Origin of the sequence: Aerococcus christensenii, assembly GCF_001543105.1 — a bacterium.
GTDB lineage: Bacteria > Bacillota > Bacilli > Lactobacillales > Aerococcaceae > Aerococcus > Aerococcus christensenii.
Genome location: NZ_CP014159.1, coordinates 584,827 through 600,341 on the forward strand (window position 1 = coordinate 584,827; position 15,515 = coordinate 600,341).

General features: G+C 37.1%; 16 protein-coding genes and 1 pseudogene. 3 read left to right on the forward strand and 14 right to left on the reverse strand.

Going from position 1 to position 15,515, the window contains the following annotated elements; translation table 11 throughout:
• Positions 1-62: 62 nt before the first annotated feature.
• The 4 genes and pseudogenes from AWM71_RS02785 to AWM71_RS02795 form a co-directional block, all read right to left on the reverse strand.
• Positions 63-953, reverse strand: a complete 891-nt coding sequence (locus AWM71_RS02785) for a GIY-YIG nuclease family protein (protein ID WP_060776562.1) — start codon at positions 951-953, stop codon at positions 63-65.
• Positions 954-1,396: 443 nt separating this feature from the next.
• Positions 1,397-1,729, reverse strand: a complete 333-nt coding sequence (locus tag AWM71_RS02790; protein ID WP_236701143.1) for a hypothetical protein — start codon at positions 1,727-1,729, stop codon at positions 1,397-1,399.
• Position 1,730: 1 nt separating this feature from the next.
• On the reverse strand, positions 1,731-1,928 hold the full coding sequence (locus tag AWM71_RS07865) for a helix-turn-helix transcriptional regulator (RefSeq protein ID WP_076003161.1): 198 nt from the start codon (positions 1,926-1,928) through the stop codon (positions 1,731-1,733).
• 87 nt (positions 1,929-2,015) lie between these two features.
• Positions 2,016-3,032, reverse strand: a pseudogene (locus tag AWM71_RS02795) (MobA/MobL family protein); the annotation flags it as partial.
• 740 nt (positions 3,033-3,772) lie between these two features.
• Here AWM71_RS02795 and AWM71_RS02800 point away from each other — a divergent pair.
• Positions 3,773-4,072, forward strand: a complete 300-nt coding sequence (locus AWM71_RS02800; protein ID WP_006731133.1) for a hypothetical protein — start codon at positions 3,773-3,775, stop codon at positions 4,070-4,072.
• A 93-nt stretch (positions 4,073-4,165) separates the two neighbouring features.
• Here AWM71_RS02800 and AWM71_RS02805 read toward each other — a convergent pair whose 3' ends face one another.
• The 5 genes from AWM71_RS02805 to AWM71_RS02825 all read right to left on the reverse strand — a co-directional run bounded on the left by AWM71_RS02805 (position 4,166) and on the right by AWM71_RS02825 (position 8,023).
• On the reverse strand, positions 4,166-4,753 hold the full coding sequence (locus AWM71_RS02805) for a hypothetical protein (RefSeq protein WP_082632794.1): 588 nt from the start codon (positions 4,751-4,753) through the stop codon (positions 4,166-4,168).
• Positions 4,754-4,930: 177 nt separating this feature from the next.
• Positions 4,931-5,212, reverse strand: coding sequence for a type II toxin-antitoxin system YafQ family toxin (locus AWM71_RS02810; RefSeq protein WP_060776564.1), 282 nt, complete (start codon positions 5,210-5,212; stop codon positions 4,931-4,933).
• Positions 5,209-5,481: a type II toxin-antitoxin system RelB/DinJ family antitoxin gene (locus AWM71_RS02815; protein ID WP_060776565.1), complete on the reverse strand. Its 273-nt coding sequence runs from the start codon at positions 5,479-5,481 to the stop codon at positions 5,209-5,211. The genes AWM71_RS02810 and AWM71_RS02815 overlap by 4 nt, the downstream gene beginning before the upstream one ends.
• An 889-nt stretch (positions 5,482-6,370) precedes the next feature.
• A complete protein-coding gene (locus AWM71_RS02820; RefSeq protein ID WP_060776566.1) occupies positions 6,371-7,276 on the reverse strand; it encodes a 3'-5' exonuclease in 906 nt (301 codons plus the stop codon).
• Between the two features lie 189 nt (positions 7,277-7,465).
• Positions 7,466-8,023: a TetR/AcrR family transcriptional regulator gene (locus AWM71_RS02825; protein WP_004111734.1), complete on the reverse strand. Its 558-nt coding sequence runs from the start codon at positions 8,021-8,023 to the stop codon at positions 7,466-7,468.
• A gap of 129 nt (positions 8,024-8,152) precedes the next feature.
• Here AWM71_RS02825 and AWM71_RS02830 point away from each other — a divergent pair, with 129 nt between their 5' ends.
• Together AWM71_RS02830 and AWM71_RS02835 are read left to right on the forward strand one after the other, a co-directional pair.
• Entirely contained in the window at positions 8,153-8,674 is a 522-nt protein-coding gene (locus AWM71_RS02830; protein ID WP_004111736.1) for an HXXEE domain-containing protein, read from the forward strand.
• A gap of 38 nt (positions 8,675-8,712) precedes the next feature.
• Positions 8,713-9,894, forward strand: coding sequence for an alpha/beta fold hydrolase (locus AWM71_RS02835; RefSeq protein ID WP_060776567.1), 1,182 nt, complete (start codon positions 8,713-8,715; stop codon positions 9,892-9,894).
• Positions 9,895-10,021: 127 nt separating this feature from the next.
• On the opposite strand, the gene AWM71_RS02840 is transcribed toward AWM71_RS02835, so the two are convergent.
• The 5 genes from AWM71_RS02840 to gatA all read right to left on the reverse strand — a co-directional run bounded on the left by AWM71_RS02840 (position 10,022) and on the right by gatA (position 15,511).
• Positions 10,022-10,351, reverse strand: coding sequence for a hypothetical protein (locus tag AWM71_RS02840; protein ID WP_236701144.1), 330 nt, complete (start codon positions 10,349-10,351; stop codon positions 10,022-10,024).
• 170 nt (positions 10,352-10,521) lie between these two features.
• Entirely contained in the window at positions 10,522-11,913 is a 1,392-nt protein-coding gene (gene rlmD, locus AWM71_RS02845) for a 23S rRNA (uracil(1939)-C(5))-methyltransferase RlmD (RefSeq protein ID WP_060776569.1), read from the reverse strand.
• An 87-nt stretch (positions 11,914-12,000) separates the two neighbouring features.
• Complete coding sequence (locus AWM71_RS02850) at positions 12,001-12,486, reverse strand: S-ribosylhomocysteine lyase (protein ID WP_060776570.1); 486 nt, start codon at positions 12,484-12,486, stop codon at positions 12,001-12,003.
• Between the two features lie 128 nt (positions 12,487-12,614).
• The gene (gene gatB, locus AWM71_RS02855; RefSeq protein ID WP_060776571.1) at positions 12,615-14,045 is read right to left on the reverse strand and encodes an Asp-tRNA(Asn)/Glu-tRNA(Gln) amidotransferase subunit GatB; all 1,431 of its coding nucleotides are present in this window, start codon (positions 14,043-14,045) and stop codon (positions 12,615-12,617) included.
• 14 nt (positions 14,046-14,059) lie between these two features.
• Positions 14,060-15,511: an Asp-tRNA(Asn)/Glu-tRNA(Gln) amidotransferase subunit GatA gene (gatA, locus tag AWM71_RS02860; protein WP_060776572.1), complete on the reverse strand. Its 1,452-nt coding sequence runs from the start codon at positions 15,509-15,511 to the stop codon at positions 14,060-14,062.
• Positions 15,512-15,515: the final 4 nt, after the last annotated feature.

Below are 15,515 nucleotides of genomic sequence, written 5' to 3' on the forward strand. Positions count from 1 at the left end.
ACCTTTTTAGGCATCAAAAAAGACGGTATTACTACCGCCTTAATTATTTACACATAACGCTTTTAAATTTCCATTTCTTCTAAATCTTTAAGCGATTTGCCATCTTCCGTTTTCCAGTCGGTCTTACCGTTTGTTGTCATTCCTAAAACAAATGAAGCGGCATAAGATGGACTCTTAAATAAATAATTCTTGGTGAGCTCACCGTCTTTAATTTCGTTATTTTGTTTGCACCGCTGTCTTAGCTCTTTTATGGTATCTGGGATAGCATTAGAATCTGTTTCTTCAATCTGGCTTCTTGCTAATACCACAAATCCCTCGCTCGTTCGTTTGCAATGTGCTTCTATGGTTTTATGCGATCGCTTAATCTTTCGAGAAAGACTTAATAACAGTTCATTATCGTCTTGCTCTTCAACTACAGCTGCTTGTGTTTTTATTAAAGGCACAAAAATCTTATATCCTAAAACACCAAGCATCATCTTAAACTGCTCAACATAAACCTCTAACTCCGCTTCTTTTTCTTCCGTCACATTACCAGGGTTAGGATCATTACCATTCCTTACTTTGTAACGATTAGTATCAATAGCAAGGTTAGTAAATTTGTTTTCAAGATAACTTATTTCCGTTGGTCCCCAAGAATTGTCACTTGTCGTAAACATAACCGCTTCACTAAAGTAAAAATCGTCTTTTAGGTGTTCATTAACTCTAAAAAGAACACCTTCACCGTTTTTCCTGATACCAGCTTGACCGATGTATACTTCATCCTCATCATTATCATTCTTGCCAAACAAAAAATAAACACCGCACTGCTTGAGTTGCGTTCTATCCTTACATTTATCTAGATAAGTTCTAGGAACTTTATAAGCTAAACCACTCCAACTAGGAAGCGTGCATTTAATACGCCCTGTAACCTCGCCGTCCATTAAAAATAGGTTAAAAGTTTTACTATTACTCATAGGAAATTCTCTCCATCGATACTCAACTAATACTATTATACTCAACATGTAACTCTTTTAACAGCAAAAAAGCACGTCAGCGACTTGCTGATATGCTTTTATTTTGCCTTGTAACATTTCCTATAAGCTTAACACTTTAGTTCTGTTTTGCTCCCATCAAGGAAAGTAAACTCAACCTTTCCATCGTGATGCACGGTTAGATAGTCCAGGAAGCGTTTTGTCAAGTACCTTTTTATATTTATGGGCGCTTTTTCTATAGGATATTTTAACTTTGGGGCAAAGAAAAACAGTAAACCTATAATTTACTGTTTTCTAAAAAATATTTTTTATTATCTATTCTACTTTTCGTAAATATAAATTATAAATCCATGACACTATACCACTTATCAAAATAACTCCGATTATAGAAAATCCTGAAGCTTTATTTAAATATCCCATAAAAGTTAATAAAAAAAAACTATTCCCAATAAAACTGTTTGAATAAAATATCCTACCATATGAGCCTTAGCAGTAATTAGTAATTCCCTTTCATCAGTTTCATTTATCCATTCTTGCTTTTTCCCAGAAATTGAAAATAAATATACCCCACTAACACATAGAATAAAAGCAACAACAGAAAATCCAATCCAAGCAATATCCATTCTTGGAAATATCTGTAAGATATCTTTCTTAGCAAATAGTATTCCGCCAAGTAAGGCAAATAACGCACCAATACAAATAAATAGAACAGCTACTTTCTTACCAATCTTCATTTCATATTCAATTTTATTTTTCATCTTATTCCTCCTCATAAATAAAAATATCTTCAATGGTCAAACCGAAATACTTAGCAATTTTAAAAGCTAAAATAATTGAAGGATTATATCTTCCATTTTCTAAAGAACCAATCGTCTGCCTTGATACCTCCAGAATAGAAGCTAACTCCTCTTGCGTTATTCCATTTGCTTTTCTTATTTCTTCAAGTCTGTTCTTCAGATTAAACCACCTTCTTCAAATGACAAGCTAACTTTACATATAGTATAATCATTATTTTCAAAAATGTCAAGTATACTTTCCTTTTTTCTAAAGTTGAAAATCTTTATTCTTGCTCTGTTTTAGTTCCTTTGAATTTTCCTGTAGCTGCTCTATACATGTTTTAACTTTTTCTGCTTGTTCTACTTCTTCCCTTATCTCTAATATTTGATTGTAAAGGCTCTTTTTCTCTTTCTTCAAAGTGGTAACTTCTGTTTCCCATTTACTGATGGCTAAGGTCTTACTTTCTCCTAAATGTTCTTTGAGATATTTCTTAGCACTTTCAAATAAAATGATTTCTGCTGTATGCTCGTTGTAAAAATCTTCCTGTTTACTGTTCTTTAGTTTGGTATGGGCTTTGTAGGTTTCCTTGTACTTCAAATATTTTTCTGATTGGTCGATGAGTTGTGTTTTTTCATCAATCTTCTTTTCGGTATCTTTTAAGGCTCTTGTGGTCTTATAATTCTTATCTCGTAAATTAGTAATGCCCTCTTTCAGTTCAGATAATGAAGTGATGTTTTTCTCTTTGAGTAGCTGATAACTCTCAATATATTTTTCTAAGCCTGCATTATTCTTATCTGCATTTTTACGGATAAGATTTTCAAAAACGGACAGCAAATTTTCTTTGGATGGGAGGGGGGACTTTGTATTCTCGTTTTCTGTTTTTTCCTCTTTTCCTATTCCTCTTATCCAATTTAGTAAGGCTTTTATTCTTCTTGAGATTTCTCTTAAAATCGCATTTTGATGTTTGATTTCTCGGTTGATGTTTCCTCTATCGGTGGTTATACCTTTCTTCTCCATTTGACTTGCCGATACGCCTAAATGAATGGTCGGTATTTGCTTTATGCCTTGCCTTTGAAAAGAACAGTGATCCACTTTTTCCTGTATATTATTTTCTTCCAAATATTTGTTGGTAATATCCGCCCATGCTTTTCGCCACTCTTCCGCTTTTTCTTGCTCATTCCAATCGACTGTATTGATTTTTTTGGTTTTGTAATTGCCGTTTTGGAGTTTTACTTTTTCTCCGTTTTCATCAAGGATATATTCCTTTTTTGATTTTGCTCCCCACCATGCTAAGCCATACGTTTTTATCGAACACTGTTAACAAGTCCTGCTTTTTCAAATCCTCGATAAAATATTCAACCTCATCACGTCTTGCTTGCTTGTCAACAATGATAGCTTTGACTTCTTTAAGTCTTGATTCTACGGTATTAAACCTGTTCACTAGACTCGTATATTTTTTCTCCCACATATGATACAGTACATTTCCTTCTGCATAAATTTTCCCACTTCACCAGCTGGGTGCAAAGTGGGTGCACCTTTTAACGTTAGCCCTCACTAAGCCTTGCTACACAAGGGCAAACTTGCACCCACTTAATCCACTTTTGACATCAAAACAGACACTCTCCACGCGGATTGAGAGCACGGGTAATATTTCTGCCCTTTTTAACGATAGGAAAAATCCCAGTATCAATATAGTCCTGTTTTTCTACCTGCTTTATAATCTTCTTCAAAACCGATTAGGTTATACTTTTTATAAATTTCATATCCAAATGCTGTAAATGCAATACCTCCTTGCTACCACTAAGTTAACAAATTTTACAACACTTATAATAAGTAAAAGTGCATCTTTCTATCAGGTATGTCAACCATTCCTGAAATCGGAAAATTTCTTTAGCCTGAAGCTTTATACAGTCTTTTTGCGTTGTGTATAATAGGTCTTTAGAGATTGTGACTTACCATTTTTAAATTTTGTTGCCTTTGTTTCAACATTGAAGTATATTATCAACAATAGGAGGTACAAATTTATGGATAAAAATGAAAATATTAATTTACCTACTAAGGTAACTATTACTTTAGATCTTGACAAATTGTACAACGAACTAAAAGAAAATGGTTGGAAACCTGATCGTGTGGCTAAATACTACAAGCATTACATCCTTAAACATATTAGTAAAGAAGATACTATTCTTGGACCTGATGAAAGCGTGAGATATCTAATTGATCTGCTGACCACAATTTCATCCCGTCATTTCCTATCAATGATTGAACCAGGTCCTGGTAAAGACGCTCTTATAAAACGTGTTATATACGAATATGAAAAATAACCCCCTTATTTTTTCAAAGACAAAAGTCTAACTTTTTTGGGGGCACATCACATTTACATCTGATGACTATTTCTTAGTTCTAAGTAATATTGTTTATTCAGCTCCTATGGAATTTAAAAAATCAATAAGTGTTTTTCCTAATTCTTCGTTTTCTTTTACTGGTTTTATGCATTTTTTAGGAATGTAGTAGAATTTATTGTCTTCGTCTCTTAAAACTATGAAATTTTTTTCTTTGCCTTTAGGGCAATTATTTTCTCCGTATAAAACTCCGTAATGAGATTGATTTTTATAAGTATTTCTTACTAGCATAATTTGTTTAATTTCTTTTTCTTTTATTACTCCCTTCAAAGCATCATGTGGGTGAAAATTACCCGTAGTTATATCTACGTTATAATTGTTAGAATGTATTTTAGCTTTTTTATATTTTTCTTCTCTATTTTTCTTACTTATGATATCAAATAAGCGATCATCTCCTAAGAAATCATCTTCTTCATAATTTTTCAAATCTATTATATCCGTACTTGTATTTGTATTTAAATCATCTTCTGTAAGTCCAAAAGTATATGGCATTAAAAAAATTTTGTTATATTTAATCCCGTAAATATCCACATTATTTTTTAGATCTATTACCCACCAATATAAATTTTTTAATAATTTTGAATTAGATGCTCCTCTACGCATGTTAATTTTATTTTGATTTGTTGCAAATTTACTTAAATCCTTATTCAACGTTTTTATCTCAGAATATGCTTTTCTAGCATTATTTATTTCAGCAGTTAACTTTTCTGTCAAATTATTGTTACCCATAATAAACTCTCTTTTCTTCTACATAAAAAGCGGGTGCAAAGTGTGTTCATTTTATTTCTTAAACAATTCTGAATGTGTACCCAGCCTATATAACATCAAACCAAGAACTTCATTCTTAATTTCATAAACTAAAAGCCAATCCGGTTCATTATGACATTCTCTTGTTCCGCTATATTTTCCAGACAGACCGTGATCACAATATTTAGCTTCTAGCACACCACCGTCAGCTAAAACATCAATTACTTTTAAAAGACTATCCGTATTTTTATTTTGTTTCTTAGCTAATTTAAGGTTTTTTTTGAACTGGTTCGTGAATTTTACTTCATATTTCATAAATCAAGAGCTGCCTTAATATCTTCCATATTTCGATAACCCTTTACACTAGGATCAGACGCAATCCGTCTACCTTCCTCAATAGCAGCAATCGTTGTATCAGTCGGAGTCTCTAATTTAAGAGAAAAAGGAATCCCGTTCTCACGAATAGTTGTTCGCAAAAACATGTTAATCGCTGTCGTCATATTAAGCCCGAGTTCTGAGAAAATCTTATCAGCTTGTTCTTTAATTTCCTTATCTGTTCTGATATTTAAATTCGTAGTAGCCATATACGATACCTCCCTTTACCTCCCTTTTCTTTTATCATACTCAAATATTAGTTTATATTCAACACGTTGTCATTACAATACATACAATACATACAATTTAGGTAAGCTAAAGTCATTCAATAATCTTTCATTTATACAATTGAATAAATTAGACTATCTTATCGATTAAGCACGTATTATGCTGTAAAATTGATTGTTTCAAAAAAGAGAGCCCTAACAAAATCTTCAAACCAAAAAAGCATATAGGAGAAATGCACCATAGCTCAACTAAATATTACATTAAACTAATATCACTACTCAATCCTCAGTCCCCAAAATAAAAGCTCACTCATCGCTATCAGCACTTTTACGATAGCCCTCGCTAAGCCTTGCTACACAAGGGCACATTTGCACCCGGCTAATCAGCCTTTGACATCAAGCAAACACTTTCCACGTGAGAGGTCGCTTTTTAGCCTATACATCACTCAGCTTTCGTAATAAGTCAAGTATTGATAAACCACCTAAGGACTAAAAGAACACCCCCTAAAGTAAAAGAACACCCCCTTGTATAAATCGCACACACCCCATAAAGCAAAAAAGACACCCCTAAAAAAGAAAAAATCTAGCGTCAATTCACGCTAGACTTTCATTCACGTTCTTCCGTTTCGCAAGCCTACAATAAACCCTTATTTACAGTGTTCTTCTAAGCAACAGCCACCAAACTTTGTATCATTTCCTGTAAAGTTATCTCTAGTTTCATCACGTGTTGGATACAATGAAACCTTGCCTTTGAACTCTGAAACTATTTATAGGAATCCTGAAACTTTAACTTTCCATTCTGAGTTTTAACCTAACACTTTTAAATCTAATGCTTGGTATTCCTTCTACTATTTACGGCTTATATCTGAGACTATACTTCCAGCAAATCATAGAAAGTCCGCTCATCTATGATTTCTATATCTTGCCCCTCAAGTTTTAACTTTTCTGCTTTCTTATGCTTTGAAGACTTCTCACCTTTAAGAATTGCATTGTAGTCATTGTCACCAAGTATCAGATAGTTAGTCTGCTTATTCACGCTATTATCTAAGATACCGCCGAGATTCACTACAAGCTGCATAGCATCTTTTCGAAGCATTTTCTCAAGCTTACCGGTGAAAATCACATGTCGATTATAGAAAAATCCACCTTCATCAATGACCGCTTCAGTAGGCTTAATAGCTTTGATATCTATTCCTTTGCCGCCGTGGCTTTCGCCGGTGATCCATAAATCTTCAATAGCGAGATTCTTCTCAGCCATACCGGCTTTTACGGCATCGTATAATTCTTTTGTTGATACACAGTCTGATAAAGCACGATGTTCGTTATTATGTAAGCCTAAGTAGTTAGTTAAATCGGAGAGTCTATGATGCTTCAACTCAGGATACAGTTTACGAGCAAATTGCATCGTATCCATATACCGGTTAGTCAGTTGTTCCTTAAAGCCTGCGTTCAAAAAACGCATATCAAAAGAAGTGTTATGACCAAGGATAATGTCATCACCTATGAACGAGAGTACATCCGTTTTAACACCGGCTATAGATGGCATGCCTTCCAGCATGTCATTAGTTATTCCTGTTAATGCTGTAATAAAACCATCTACTTCTGTACTCGGTTTAATCAACTGATCATAACGATCTACAATTTCATTATTCCTGACCCTTAAAATACCAATTTCAATAATTTCATCGTAATACGCAGATAAGCCGGTCGTTTCAGTATCTAGCACACAATAATCATCAATGAGTTGCTTAGTGTAATTTGAGTTTGAATTGGACATAAAAAGCACCTCCTTCATCTATTGAAATCAGTCTAGCACTTATTATATCTTGAAAGCTAAGTGCCTTAAGCATAAAAACAGGTCGATTGTAATAATTGACCGGCTGTTTTAACTATTTTTTATAAAGATTTTGTCAGCCTTTTTCGCGCAATTACTACCGTTAGTGTATCAGATTAACTATTAAAAAACTCAAGAATTAGATGCAATTATTTGTAGCATCATTTTAGATATTTCTTTTGGAGACGGGCGATTTTCCATTTGCATCCATTCGGAAAGAAGATTCCAAAGTGCACCGGCACTGACAAGCAGTGCAGCTTTCTTTTCAAAGATGCTATCGTACAAATTTTGATTTCCACGAACGGTGTCATAAATCACAGGTAAGGCCCGATTGAATTCTTCCAGCAGATAATAGAACAGATGATTCCGCTGCAAAAGACGCAAAAAGTTGATCTGTTTCTCCCAAAAGGTAAAAAACACTTCCACAATCTGCTCCAGTGTATAGTGCCTGTCTTTTTGAAAATAAGTAATGTAGTCCTCACATCTTTCTAAGAAGCATTGCTGTAATACCTGCTCCTTCGAATCAAAGATCCGATAAAAAGTTCTCCTTGATAAAAGCGCATGTTCGGCGATTTCTGTTACGGTAATACGAGCGTAGTCTTTTTGGCTCATAAGATCCAACAAGGACTGCATCAACCATTGACGGGATTGCTCAGCGATGGGATTCTTTTCCTTTTCTACCAAACTCATTTTGGTCCTCCTGTCACACTTTTTCGGGATTGTAGCACTTGAACTTCTTCCATTAACAATCATGTCTTTTTGAATATAATATAAATTAGAAAGTGACACAAGTGAGACAGATAAAGGAGGCTCAATTTTATGAATACAATAAATACGATTGTTTGGCTGTTCCCGGTTATTTTTATGCTGCATGACTTCGAGGAGATTATTTTTGTGGAGGCATGGAAACGGAAATATAAAAGAAAAATACAAACAACAAAAATGAAGAAGATTCCATTTGCCGATTTGGGAAGCACCCCGTCATTTTCCATTGGTGTATTGATTGAATTTTTCATTATTTCAGCTTTATCGCTCTCTGCTTGTATCTTTGATTGGTACTTTTTGTGGCTGGGATTATTTTTTGGATTTACCATTCACCTGATTGTGCATTGTATGTTGGCGTCGCAATTTAAAGGCTATGTACCCGGAGTGGTCACCGCAGTCCCGTTACTTCCGTTTTGCTTTTATATCCTTTGGGTCTCAAATGAATTCCTTTCTTTTACCACAGCTCAATTATGGATCAGTTGTGTAGTAGGCGCTATTTTGATGCTCTTAATGGTGGCTGTTTTGCATAGATGTATGAAATCGTTTGAAACTTTTATCAAGAAGTGGGAAGTTTAATTACCCACAAATAGCAAATTTTTAAGGAGGTCTTTTGCATGGAGTTGGAATTTAAACAAGGTATGTATCACCTAAATCCTGATCCTAATTTTAACTTTCAGCTTAACCGTGTCATTCTTTGGGATGGAGGGAATTTAAACGATGTGATGCAGGCTGCCAAAAGGATTACAGACAGCACAAGCTGGAAACAGGAAATGATTTACCTTGGGGATCATGCACTCTCTCAAAACAGAATCCCTCAGGCAATTGCATATTACCAGATGAGCGAATTTTTTGATGGAAATCCTGGCAACAAGGAATACTATATAAAAGCCACAGGACTGTTTTATGAGTATTACCATTCTTATTTCGATGAGAGACGTGTCCAGAAAATTCAAGTTCCATATGAAGATGTTATGCTGCCAATCATGGTTGCAAAAACTCAAAAACAATGTAAGGGCACCATTCTTTTACACGGTGGTAACGATTCATGCTTTGAGGAAATGTTTTTGCCGATGTTATATCTTTCTGAACACGGGTATGATGTATATCTATTTGAAGGTCCTGGACAAGGCAACGTTCTTCGTGTTCAAGGTAAACACTTTACATATGCTTGGGAACGTCCGGTCAAAGCAATATTAGATTTCTTTCACTTGAATGACGTCATTATTATTGGTGTTTCTTTGGGAGCTATGCTGGCCCTGCGTGCTGCTGCACTTGACAAGAGAATTACAAGGGCTGTATCTTGGTCTGTTTTTCCGGACTTTCTTGACGTGGTTCTCGACCAAATACCAAAAAAGGTAGCCGGTATCGTTCGGTTTATGTTGAAACATAATCTTCGCATCGTTCTCAGCCCTATTCTTTGCATGATGAAATTGATACGGAAGAATGACCCATTATTTCAATGGGGTGTCAATCATGGAATGTACGCCTATGGAGCTGACAGCATTTATGATTATCTGAAGAAAGTGAGTAAATATCAGATTATGGATGTGGCCTCCATGATTGAACAAGATGTATTGATTCTTGGTGCCAACCAAGACCACCTCGTTGATTACCGAATGATCGGCAAAGAAATCAACGCACTTACCAATGCGAACTCTCTCACATTTCGCCTTTTTACTGAAAAAGAAAATGCGGGAAATCATTGCAATTTAGGAAACGCCAAACTGGCTTTAGATGTGATACTGCAATGGTTGACATTTTTAAAACAGCGTGATTTAGAAGTTAGGAAGAATTGAATTCATTTCAAGAATCTCATGTACATCTATCCTATTATACTCAACGTGTAACTCTTTTAACAGCAAAAAAGCACGTCAGCAGCTTGCTGATATGCTTTTATTTTGCCTTCTAACATTTCCTATAAGCTTAACGCTTTAATTCTGTTTTGCTCCCATCAAGGAAAGTAAACTCAACCTTTCCATCTTTATGCACGCATAGATAGTCAACCATGCTAAGCCAGACGTTTTCATCGAAAACTGTTAACAAGTCCTGTTTTTTCAAGTCCTCGATAAAATATTCAACTTCATCATGCCTCGCTTGCTTTTCAACAATGCGAGCTTTTACTTCCTTAAGCTTTGATTCTACAGTATTGAACCTGTTCACTAGACTCGTATATTTTTTCTCCCACATATGATACAGTACATTTCCTTCTGCATAAATTTTCCCGCTTACAAGGTGGGTGCAAAGTGTGCGCACTTTTTAACGTTAACATCCTGTGCACTCGACCCTAGAGCGTCGATATCTTCCCCCAAACAGCCAAACTGTGCTCAAAGACCGCGAGAACCCAGCTTAAAGCCACTTCGCATTAAACCTTTTAACGATAGCCCTCGCTAAGCCCTGCTGCACAAGGGCTCATTTGCACCCGGCTAATCAGCCTTTGACATCAATACAACGGTCTCCACATGCGAAGTTTGTGGGAAGAGATCCACGGGCTGAACGTCTCCCATTTCATACCCTGCTTCCACAAATTTGGCACAATCTCTCGCCAACGTTGCAGGATTACAGCTCACATAGATAATTTTTTGAGGACCTACTTCCAACACTTGCTCTTTAAATTCATCACTTAATCCTTTCCTTGGAGGATCAACGACCAATACATCCGCTTGAATGCCCTGACTCACCCATTGCTTCATCACTTGACCGGCATCTCCCGCCTCAAAATGCGTATGGGTTAAGCCGTTCCTCTCCGCGTTCTCCTTCGCCATGCGGATGGCATCTTCTACAATTTCGACCCCATAAACAGCCTTAGCTTGTCGAGCGAGCGCTAAAGAAATGGTTCCAATGCCGCAGTAAGCATCGATGACGGTTTCTTTTCCTGTTAGTTCTGCCCGCTTTAAAGCTTCTTGATAAAGGCGTTCCGCTTGTGGGGTATTCACTTGAAAGAAGCTTCGACTAGATATTGAAAAAGTCAATCCCAGCATTTGATCTTCATAGACATCTTGCCCATAGAATACTCTTTGTTTGTCACCTAGAATCACATTGGTTTTCTTTTCGTTTTGATTTAAAATAATGCTCTTGACTTGAGGAACGACCGCTGTTAAGTCTTCGACAATTTTCTTTTCCTGAGGCAATTGTGTCCCATTAACCACCAAAATAATCATCAGTTGACCGGTATAATAACCCTGACGTACAACAACATAACGCAATAAGCCTTGGTGGTTGGTCTCCTTATAAGAAGAGATCGGATAATGATTTAAAACATCCATTACTTTCTGTAAACAATCATCAATCTCTTGACTTTGAATATGATAATTCTGAATAGGGAGAATGACATGAGAACGTTGCCGATAAAAACCTGTATAAAGCGCCCCTTCATCTCCAGCAATAGGGACTTGGGCTTTATTCCGGTACGCCCACGGATTCTCCATCCCTATCGTTTCTAAAACTTCTCTTCCTTGATCCAAACCAAACTTATGCAAGGCATTAATGACTTGCTGCCGCTTAAAAGTCAGTTGAGCAGGATAAGCAAGATGTTGCAGCGGCATCGTTCCTGTCCGCAAACCGTCCTCATCACGTAAAGGAACTCGGCATGGCGCATCATTGTAGCGCTTCTCCACTTTTGCAAAGCCGTAACGCTTTAAGGCCTTTAATACCTTCACTTGACATTTTTCAGAAGGAAGAGCATTGGCAATAAATAAAGAATAATGATCTACTTTCGCAACACCTAATCCTTCATAGGTCAAATCTTCAATCTCTACTTCATAGCTTTTATTTTTTTCTACTGGAATTTTTTGATCAACGATGTCCTTTCGTGTCATTCATTCTTCTCCTTATCTTTGCTTACTTCTTACAAAAAAGTCTCTGCTTTTAAGTATCCTCTTTTCTAAAAACAGAGCGTCTCGTTTCTAATCTTGAGTCACGTGAACAAGCTTTCTCTCAAAAGGATCTTTCGAAAAGCCTTGCTCCAAAATACATTTTGCCCATTCTTTTGCTCCAAATAAAGAGTGATCTCGGTAATTTCCGCAAGAATCTCTTCGAACGCCTTGGACGTCTTCAAAGTTACTCTTTAGGATCTTTCTGAGGACCTTCGTATAGGCAATTGCCACTGTTTCAGGACTAACTTCTCCCCATATAATTAAGTAAAACCCTGTCCGACACCCCATCGGAGAAATATCGATCACCCCTTCTAGATAATCCCGAATATAGGCAGCTGACATATGTTCAATCGTATGTAAGGCAGCTGTTGGAATCGTTACTTGATTCGGCATGGTTAAACGAATATCCAATTTTGTAATTTTATCTCCATTTTTGCCTTCTTCTCTCCCAGCCACACGCACATAGGGGGGCTTTACTAAATCGTGGTTCAACTCAAAGCTTTCAACTTTAGTCATTTTTTTCACTCTCCTTCAATGCTTTCAGTGCTATCATATCATATTCTTCACTTGGATAAAAAAACTATTTATGCCACAAAAAAAGCACCTATCCCATTCTCAGATAGGTGCTTCAATGAGCCACTTTCTTAACGTTTGTCTAATTCTTGTTTCAATAATTGATTCAAGACTTGCGGGTTGGCTTTACCCTTCGTTTGTTTCATTAATTGGCCAACCAAGAAGCCCATTGCTTTCTTCTTACCTGCTTGGTAATCTTCCAAGGACTGTGGATTAGCATCAATGATGGCATTGATCATTGGCACTAATTGGCTAGGATCAGAAATTTGAACTAATCCTTCTGCTTCCACAAATTCTTTCGCACTACCGCCATTATCAGCTAAGTGTTTGAAGACTCGTTTAGCAATCTTAGAAGAAATTGTTCCATCTGCAATTAATTGAATCATTTCTGCTAAATTTTCAGGCGTTAAGCCCAATTGATCTAACGTTTTTTCGTTATCGTTCATATAAGCAGAAACTTCACCCATTAACCAGTTAGAAGCTTGTTTAGGATCTGCTCCTAAACGAACACATTCGTCAAAGAAATCAGACATGACTAAAGTTTGAGTTAGGACCATAGCGTCATAAGCTGGTAAATCAAATTCTTCCACATAACGTTTCCGACGTTCTGCTGGCATTTCTGGAATATCTTTGCGGATGGTTTCAAGCCATTCTTCACTCACCGTAAATTCAGGCATATCTGGTTCTGGGAAGTAACGATAGTCTGCTTCGCCTTCCTTCACACGCATCAATACCGTTCGTTGATTGTCTTTGTCCCAACGAAGTGAAGATTGGACCACACGATCCCCACGGTTCAACACTTGCGCTTGACGTTTTTGTTCATAAGCTAATCCACGGCGAACATTAGAGAAGGAGTTGAGGTTCTTGATTTCGGTTTTGGTTCCGAATTTTTCTTGACCATATGGGCGTAAAGAAATATTCGCATCACACCGCATAGAACCTTCTTCCATCTTCACATCGGACACATCAATAAACATCATAGTTTCACGAATTTTTTCTAGGTAAGCATAAGCTTCTTCTGGAGAGCGCATATCTGCTTCAGAAACGATTTCAACTAATGGGGTCCCTTGACGGTTGAGGTCCACATGAGATTCTCCATTTTCGTGAATGGACTTCCCAGCATCTTCTTCCAAGTGAATACGTTCGATACGGATTCGTTTGGTTTCCCCATTTTCTAATTCAATATCAACGTAACCATGTTCCCCTAAAGGACGATCTAATTGAGTAATTTGATAAGCTTTTGGGTTATCTGGATAGAAATAGTTCTTCCGGTCAAAGGCTTGGACAGGATTGACTTGACAATGTAATGCCATAGCTGCACGCAAGCCAAATTCAATCGCATGCTTATTCACAACAGGTAAAACCCCTGGATAGCCCCAGTCAATCACATTCGTTTGTGTATTTGGTTCTGCCCCAAAACTTGTTGGCGTTGGGGAGAAAACTTTTGATCTTGTTTTTAATTCAACGTGGATTTCTAATCCAATCACTGATTCATAATTCATCGTGTATCCTCCCTCTATTCTGGATGTTTGGTATGGTAGTCAGTAGCTTGTTCATAAGCATAGGCTGCTTGATATAAAGTTGATTCATCGAAGTAATTACCGATTAACTGTAACCCGATTGGTAAGTTTTCATCATCAAACCCACAAGGAACTGAAATACTTGGTAAACCTGCTAAGTTCACTGGAACAGTTAATAAGTCTGCCATATACATTTCGATTGGATCGGCACTCTTTTCACCAAAAGCAAACGCTGTAGAGGTAGTAACAGGCCCTGCGACAATGTCATAGTTAACAAATAATTCTTCAAATTGACGACGAATTAAGGTACGAACACGTCCAGCTTTTTTGTAATAAGCGTCAAAATATCCTGAAGAAAGTGAGAAGGTCCCAAGCATAATTCGCATCTTCACTTCATTCCCAAAGCCTTCTGAACGACTACGTACGTAAAGATCTTCCAAATCTTCAAATTCTTTGGCACGATATCCGTAACGAACCCCATCAAAACGTTGCAAGTTAGAAGAAGCTTCAGAAGAAGCAATAATGTAATAAACAGGAATCCCATATTTTAAGAGTGGGAAGTGAACACGGTCCACACTAGCTCCTAATTCTTCTAATTGTTTAATCGCTGCTTCCACTTTTTCTTTGACAACTGGGGCTACCCCTTCATCCATAAATTCTTCAGGAACAGCGATACGCAAACCTTTGACACCATTTTTTAATTTTGCGGTGAAGTCAGGGACTTCAATATCTGCCGTCGTGGAATCCCGTTCATCAAGCCCAGAAATTGCTTGTAATAGGATAGCGTTATCTTCTACGGTCCGTGTCATTGGCCCAATCTGATCAAGAGAAGATCCAAAGGCAATAAGCCCCCAACGAGATACACGTCCATAGGTAGGTTTCATCCCCACAATTCCGTTATAAGATGCAGGTTGACGAATAGAGCCACCGGTATCACTCCCTAAAGAAGCCACCACTTCTCCTCCAGCAACAGCTGCTGCAGAACCACCAGAAGATCCACCAGGAACACGTTCTAAGTTCCAAGGATTCCGACTTGGTCCAAAATAAGAGGTTTCTGTTGAAGACCCCATAGCGAATTCATCAAGGTTCAACTTACCGATCATAATTGCACCAGCAGCTTCCAATTTTTCCATGACTGCTGATTGATAGACTGGGATAAAGCCCTCTAAGATATGGGAAGAAGCTGTAGTTTCTACGCCTTCTGTAATAATATTGTCCTTAATCCCTACTGGAATTCCTTGCAAAGGACGATCCGTAGAATACCCTTTTTGATCAGATTTTTCAGCAGCCTTTAAGGCGCCTTCTTCATCTAAAGTCAAAAAAGCATGATAATCTGTATCTAAATCTTTAATTCGTTGAATCGTTTGTTTTACCAAGTCAACCGCGGTAATCTCTCCGTTGACGAGTTGTTGATTCAAGCTAACAATTGTTTCATCAAAACGCCCCATGCGA

Excerpts from the sequence above, each read along its gene's own strand:
- AWM71_RS02785 (WP_060776562.1), bottom strand. The coding sequence starts at position 953 with ATGAGTAATAGTAAAACTTTTAACCTATTTTTAATGGACGGCGAGGTT.
- AWM71_RS02790 (WP_236701143.1), bottom strand. The coding sequence starts at position 1,729 with ATGAAAAATAAAATTGAATATGAAATGAAGATTGGTAAGAAAGTAGCT.
- AWM71_RS02800 (WP_006731133.1), top strand. The coding sequence starts at position 3,773 with ATGGATAAAAATGAAAATATTAATTTACCTACTAAGGTAACTATTACT.
- AWM71_RS02805 (WP_082632794.1), bottom strand. The coding sequence starts at position 4,753 with ATGCGTAGAGGAGCATCTAATTCAAAATTATTAAAAAATTTATATTGG.
- AWM71_RS02810 (WP_060776564.1), bottom strand. The coding sequence starts at position 5,212 with ATGAAATATGAAGTAAAATTCACGAACCAGTTCAAAAAAAACCTTAAA.
- AWM71_RS02815 (WP_060776565.1), bottom strand. The coding sequence starts at position 5,481 with ATGGCTACTACGAATTTAAATATCAGAACAGATAAGGAAATTAAAGAA.
- AWM71_RS02820 (WP_060776566.1), bottom strand. The coding sequence starts at position 7,276 with ATGTCCAATTCAAACTCAAATTACACTAAGCAACTCATTGATGATTAT.
- AWM71_RS02825 (WP_004111734.1), bottom strand. The coding sequence starts at position 8,023 with ATGAGTTTGGTAGAAAAGGAAAAGAATCCCATCGCTGAGCAATCCCGT.
- AWM71_RS02830 (WP_004111736.1), top strand. The coding sequence starts at position 8,153 with ATGAATACAATAAATACGATTGTTTGGCTGTTCCCGGTTATTTTTATG.
- AWM71_RS02835 (WP_060776567.1), top strand. The coding sequence starts at position 8,713 with ATGGAGTTGGAATTTAAACAAGGTATGTATCACCTAAATCCTGATCCT.
- rlmD (WP_060776569.1), bottom strand. The coding sequence starts at position 11,913 with ATGACACGAAAGGACATCGTTGATCAAAAAATTCCAGTAGAAAAAAAT.
- AWM71_RS02850 (WP_060776570.1), bottom strand. The coding sequence starts at position 12,486 with ATGACTAAAGTTGAAAGCTTTGAGTTGAACCACGATTTAGTAAAGCCC.
- gatB (WP_060776571.1), bottom strand. The coding sequence starts at position 14,045 with ATGAATTATGAATCAGTGATTGGATTAGAAATCCACGTTGAATTAAAA.
- gatA (WP_060776572.1), bottom strand. The coding sequence starts at position 15,511 with ATGGGGCGTTTTGATGAAACAATTGTTAGCTTGAATCAACAACTCGTC.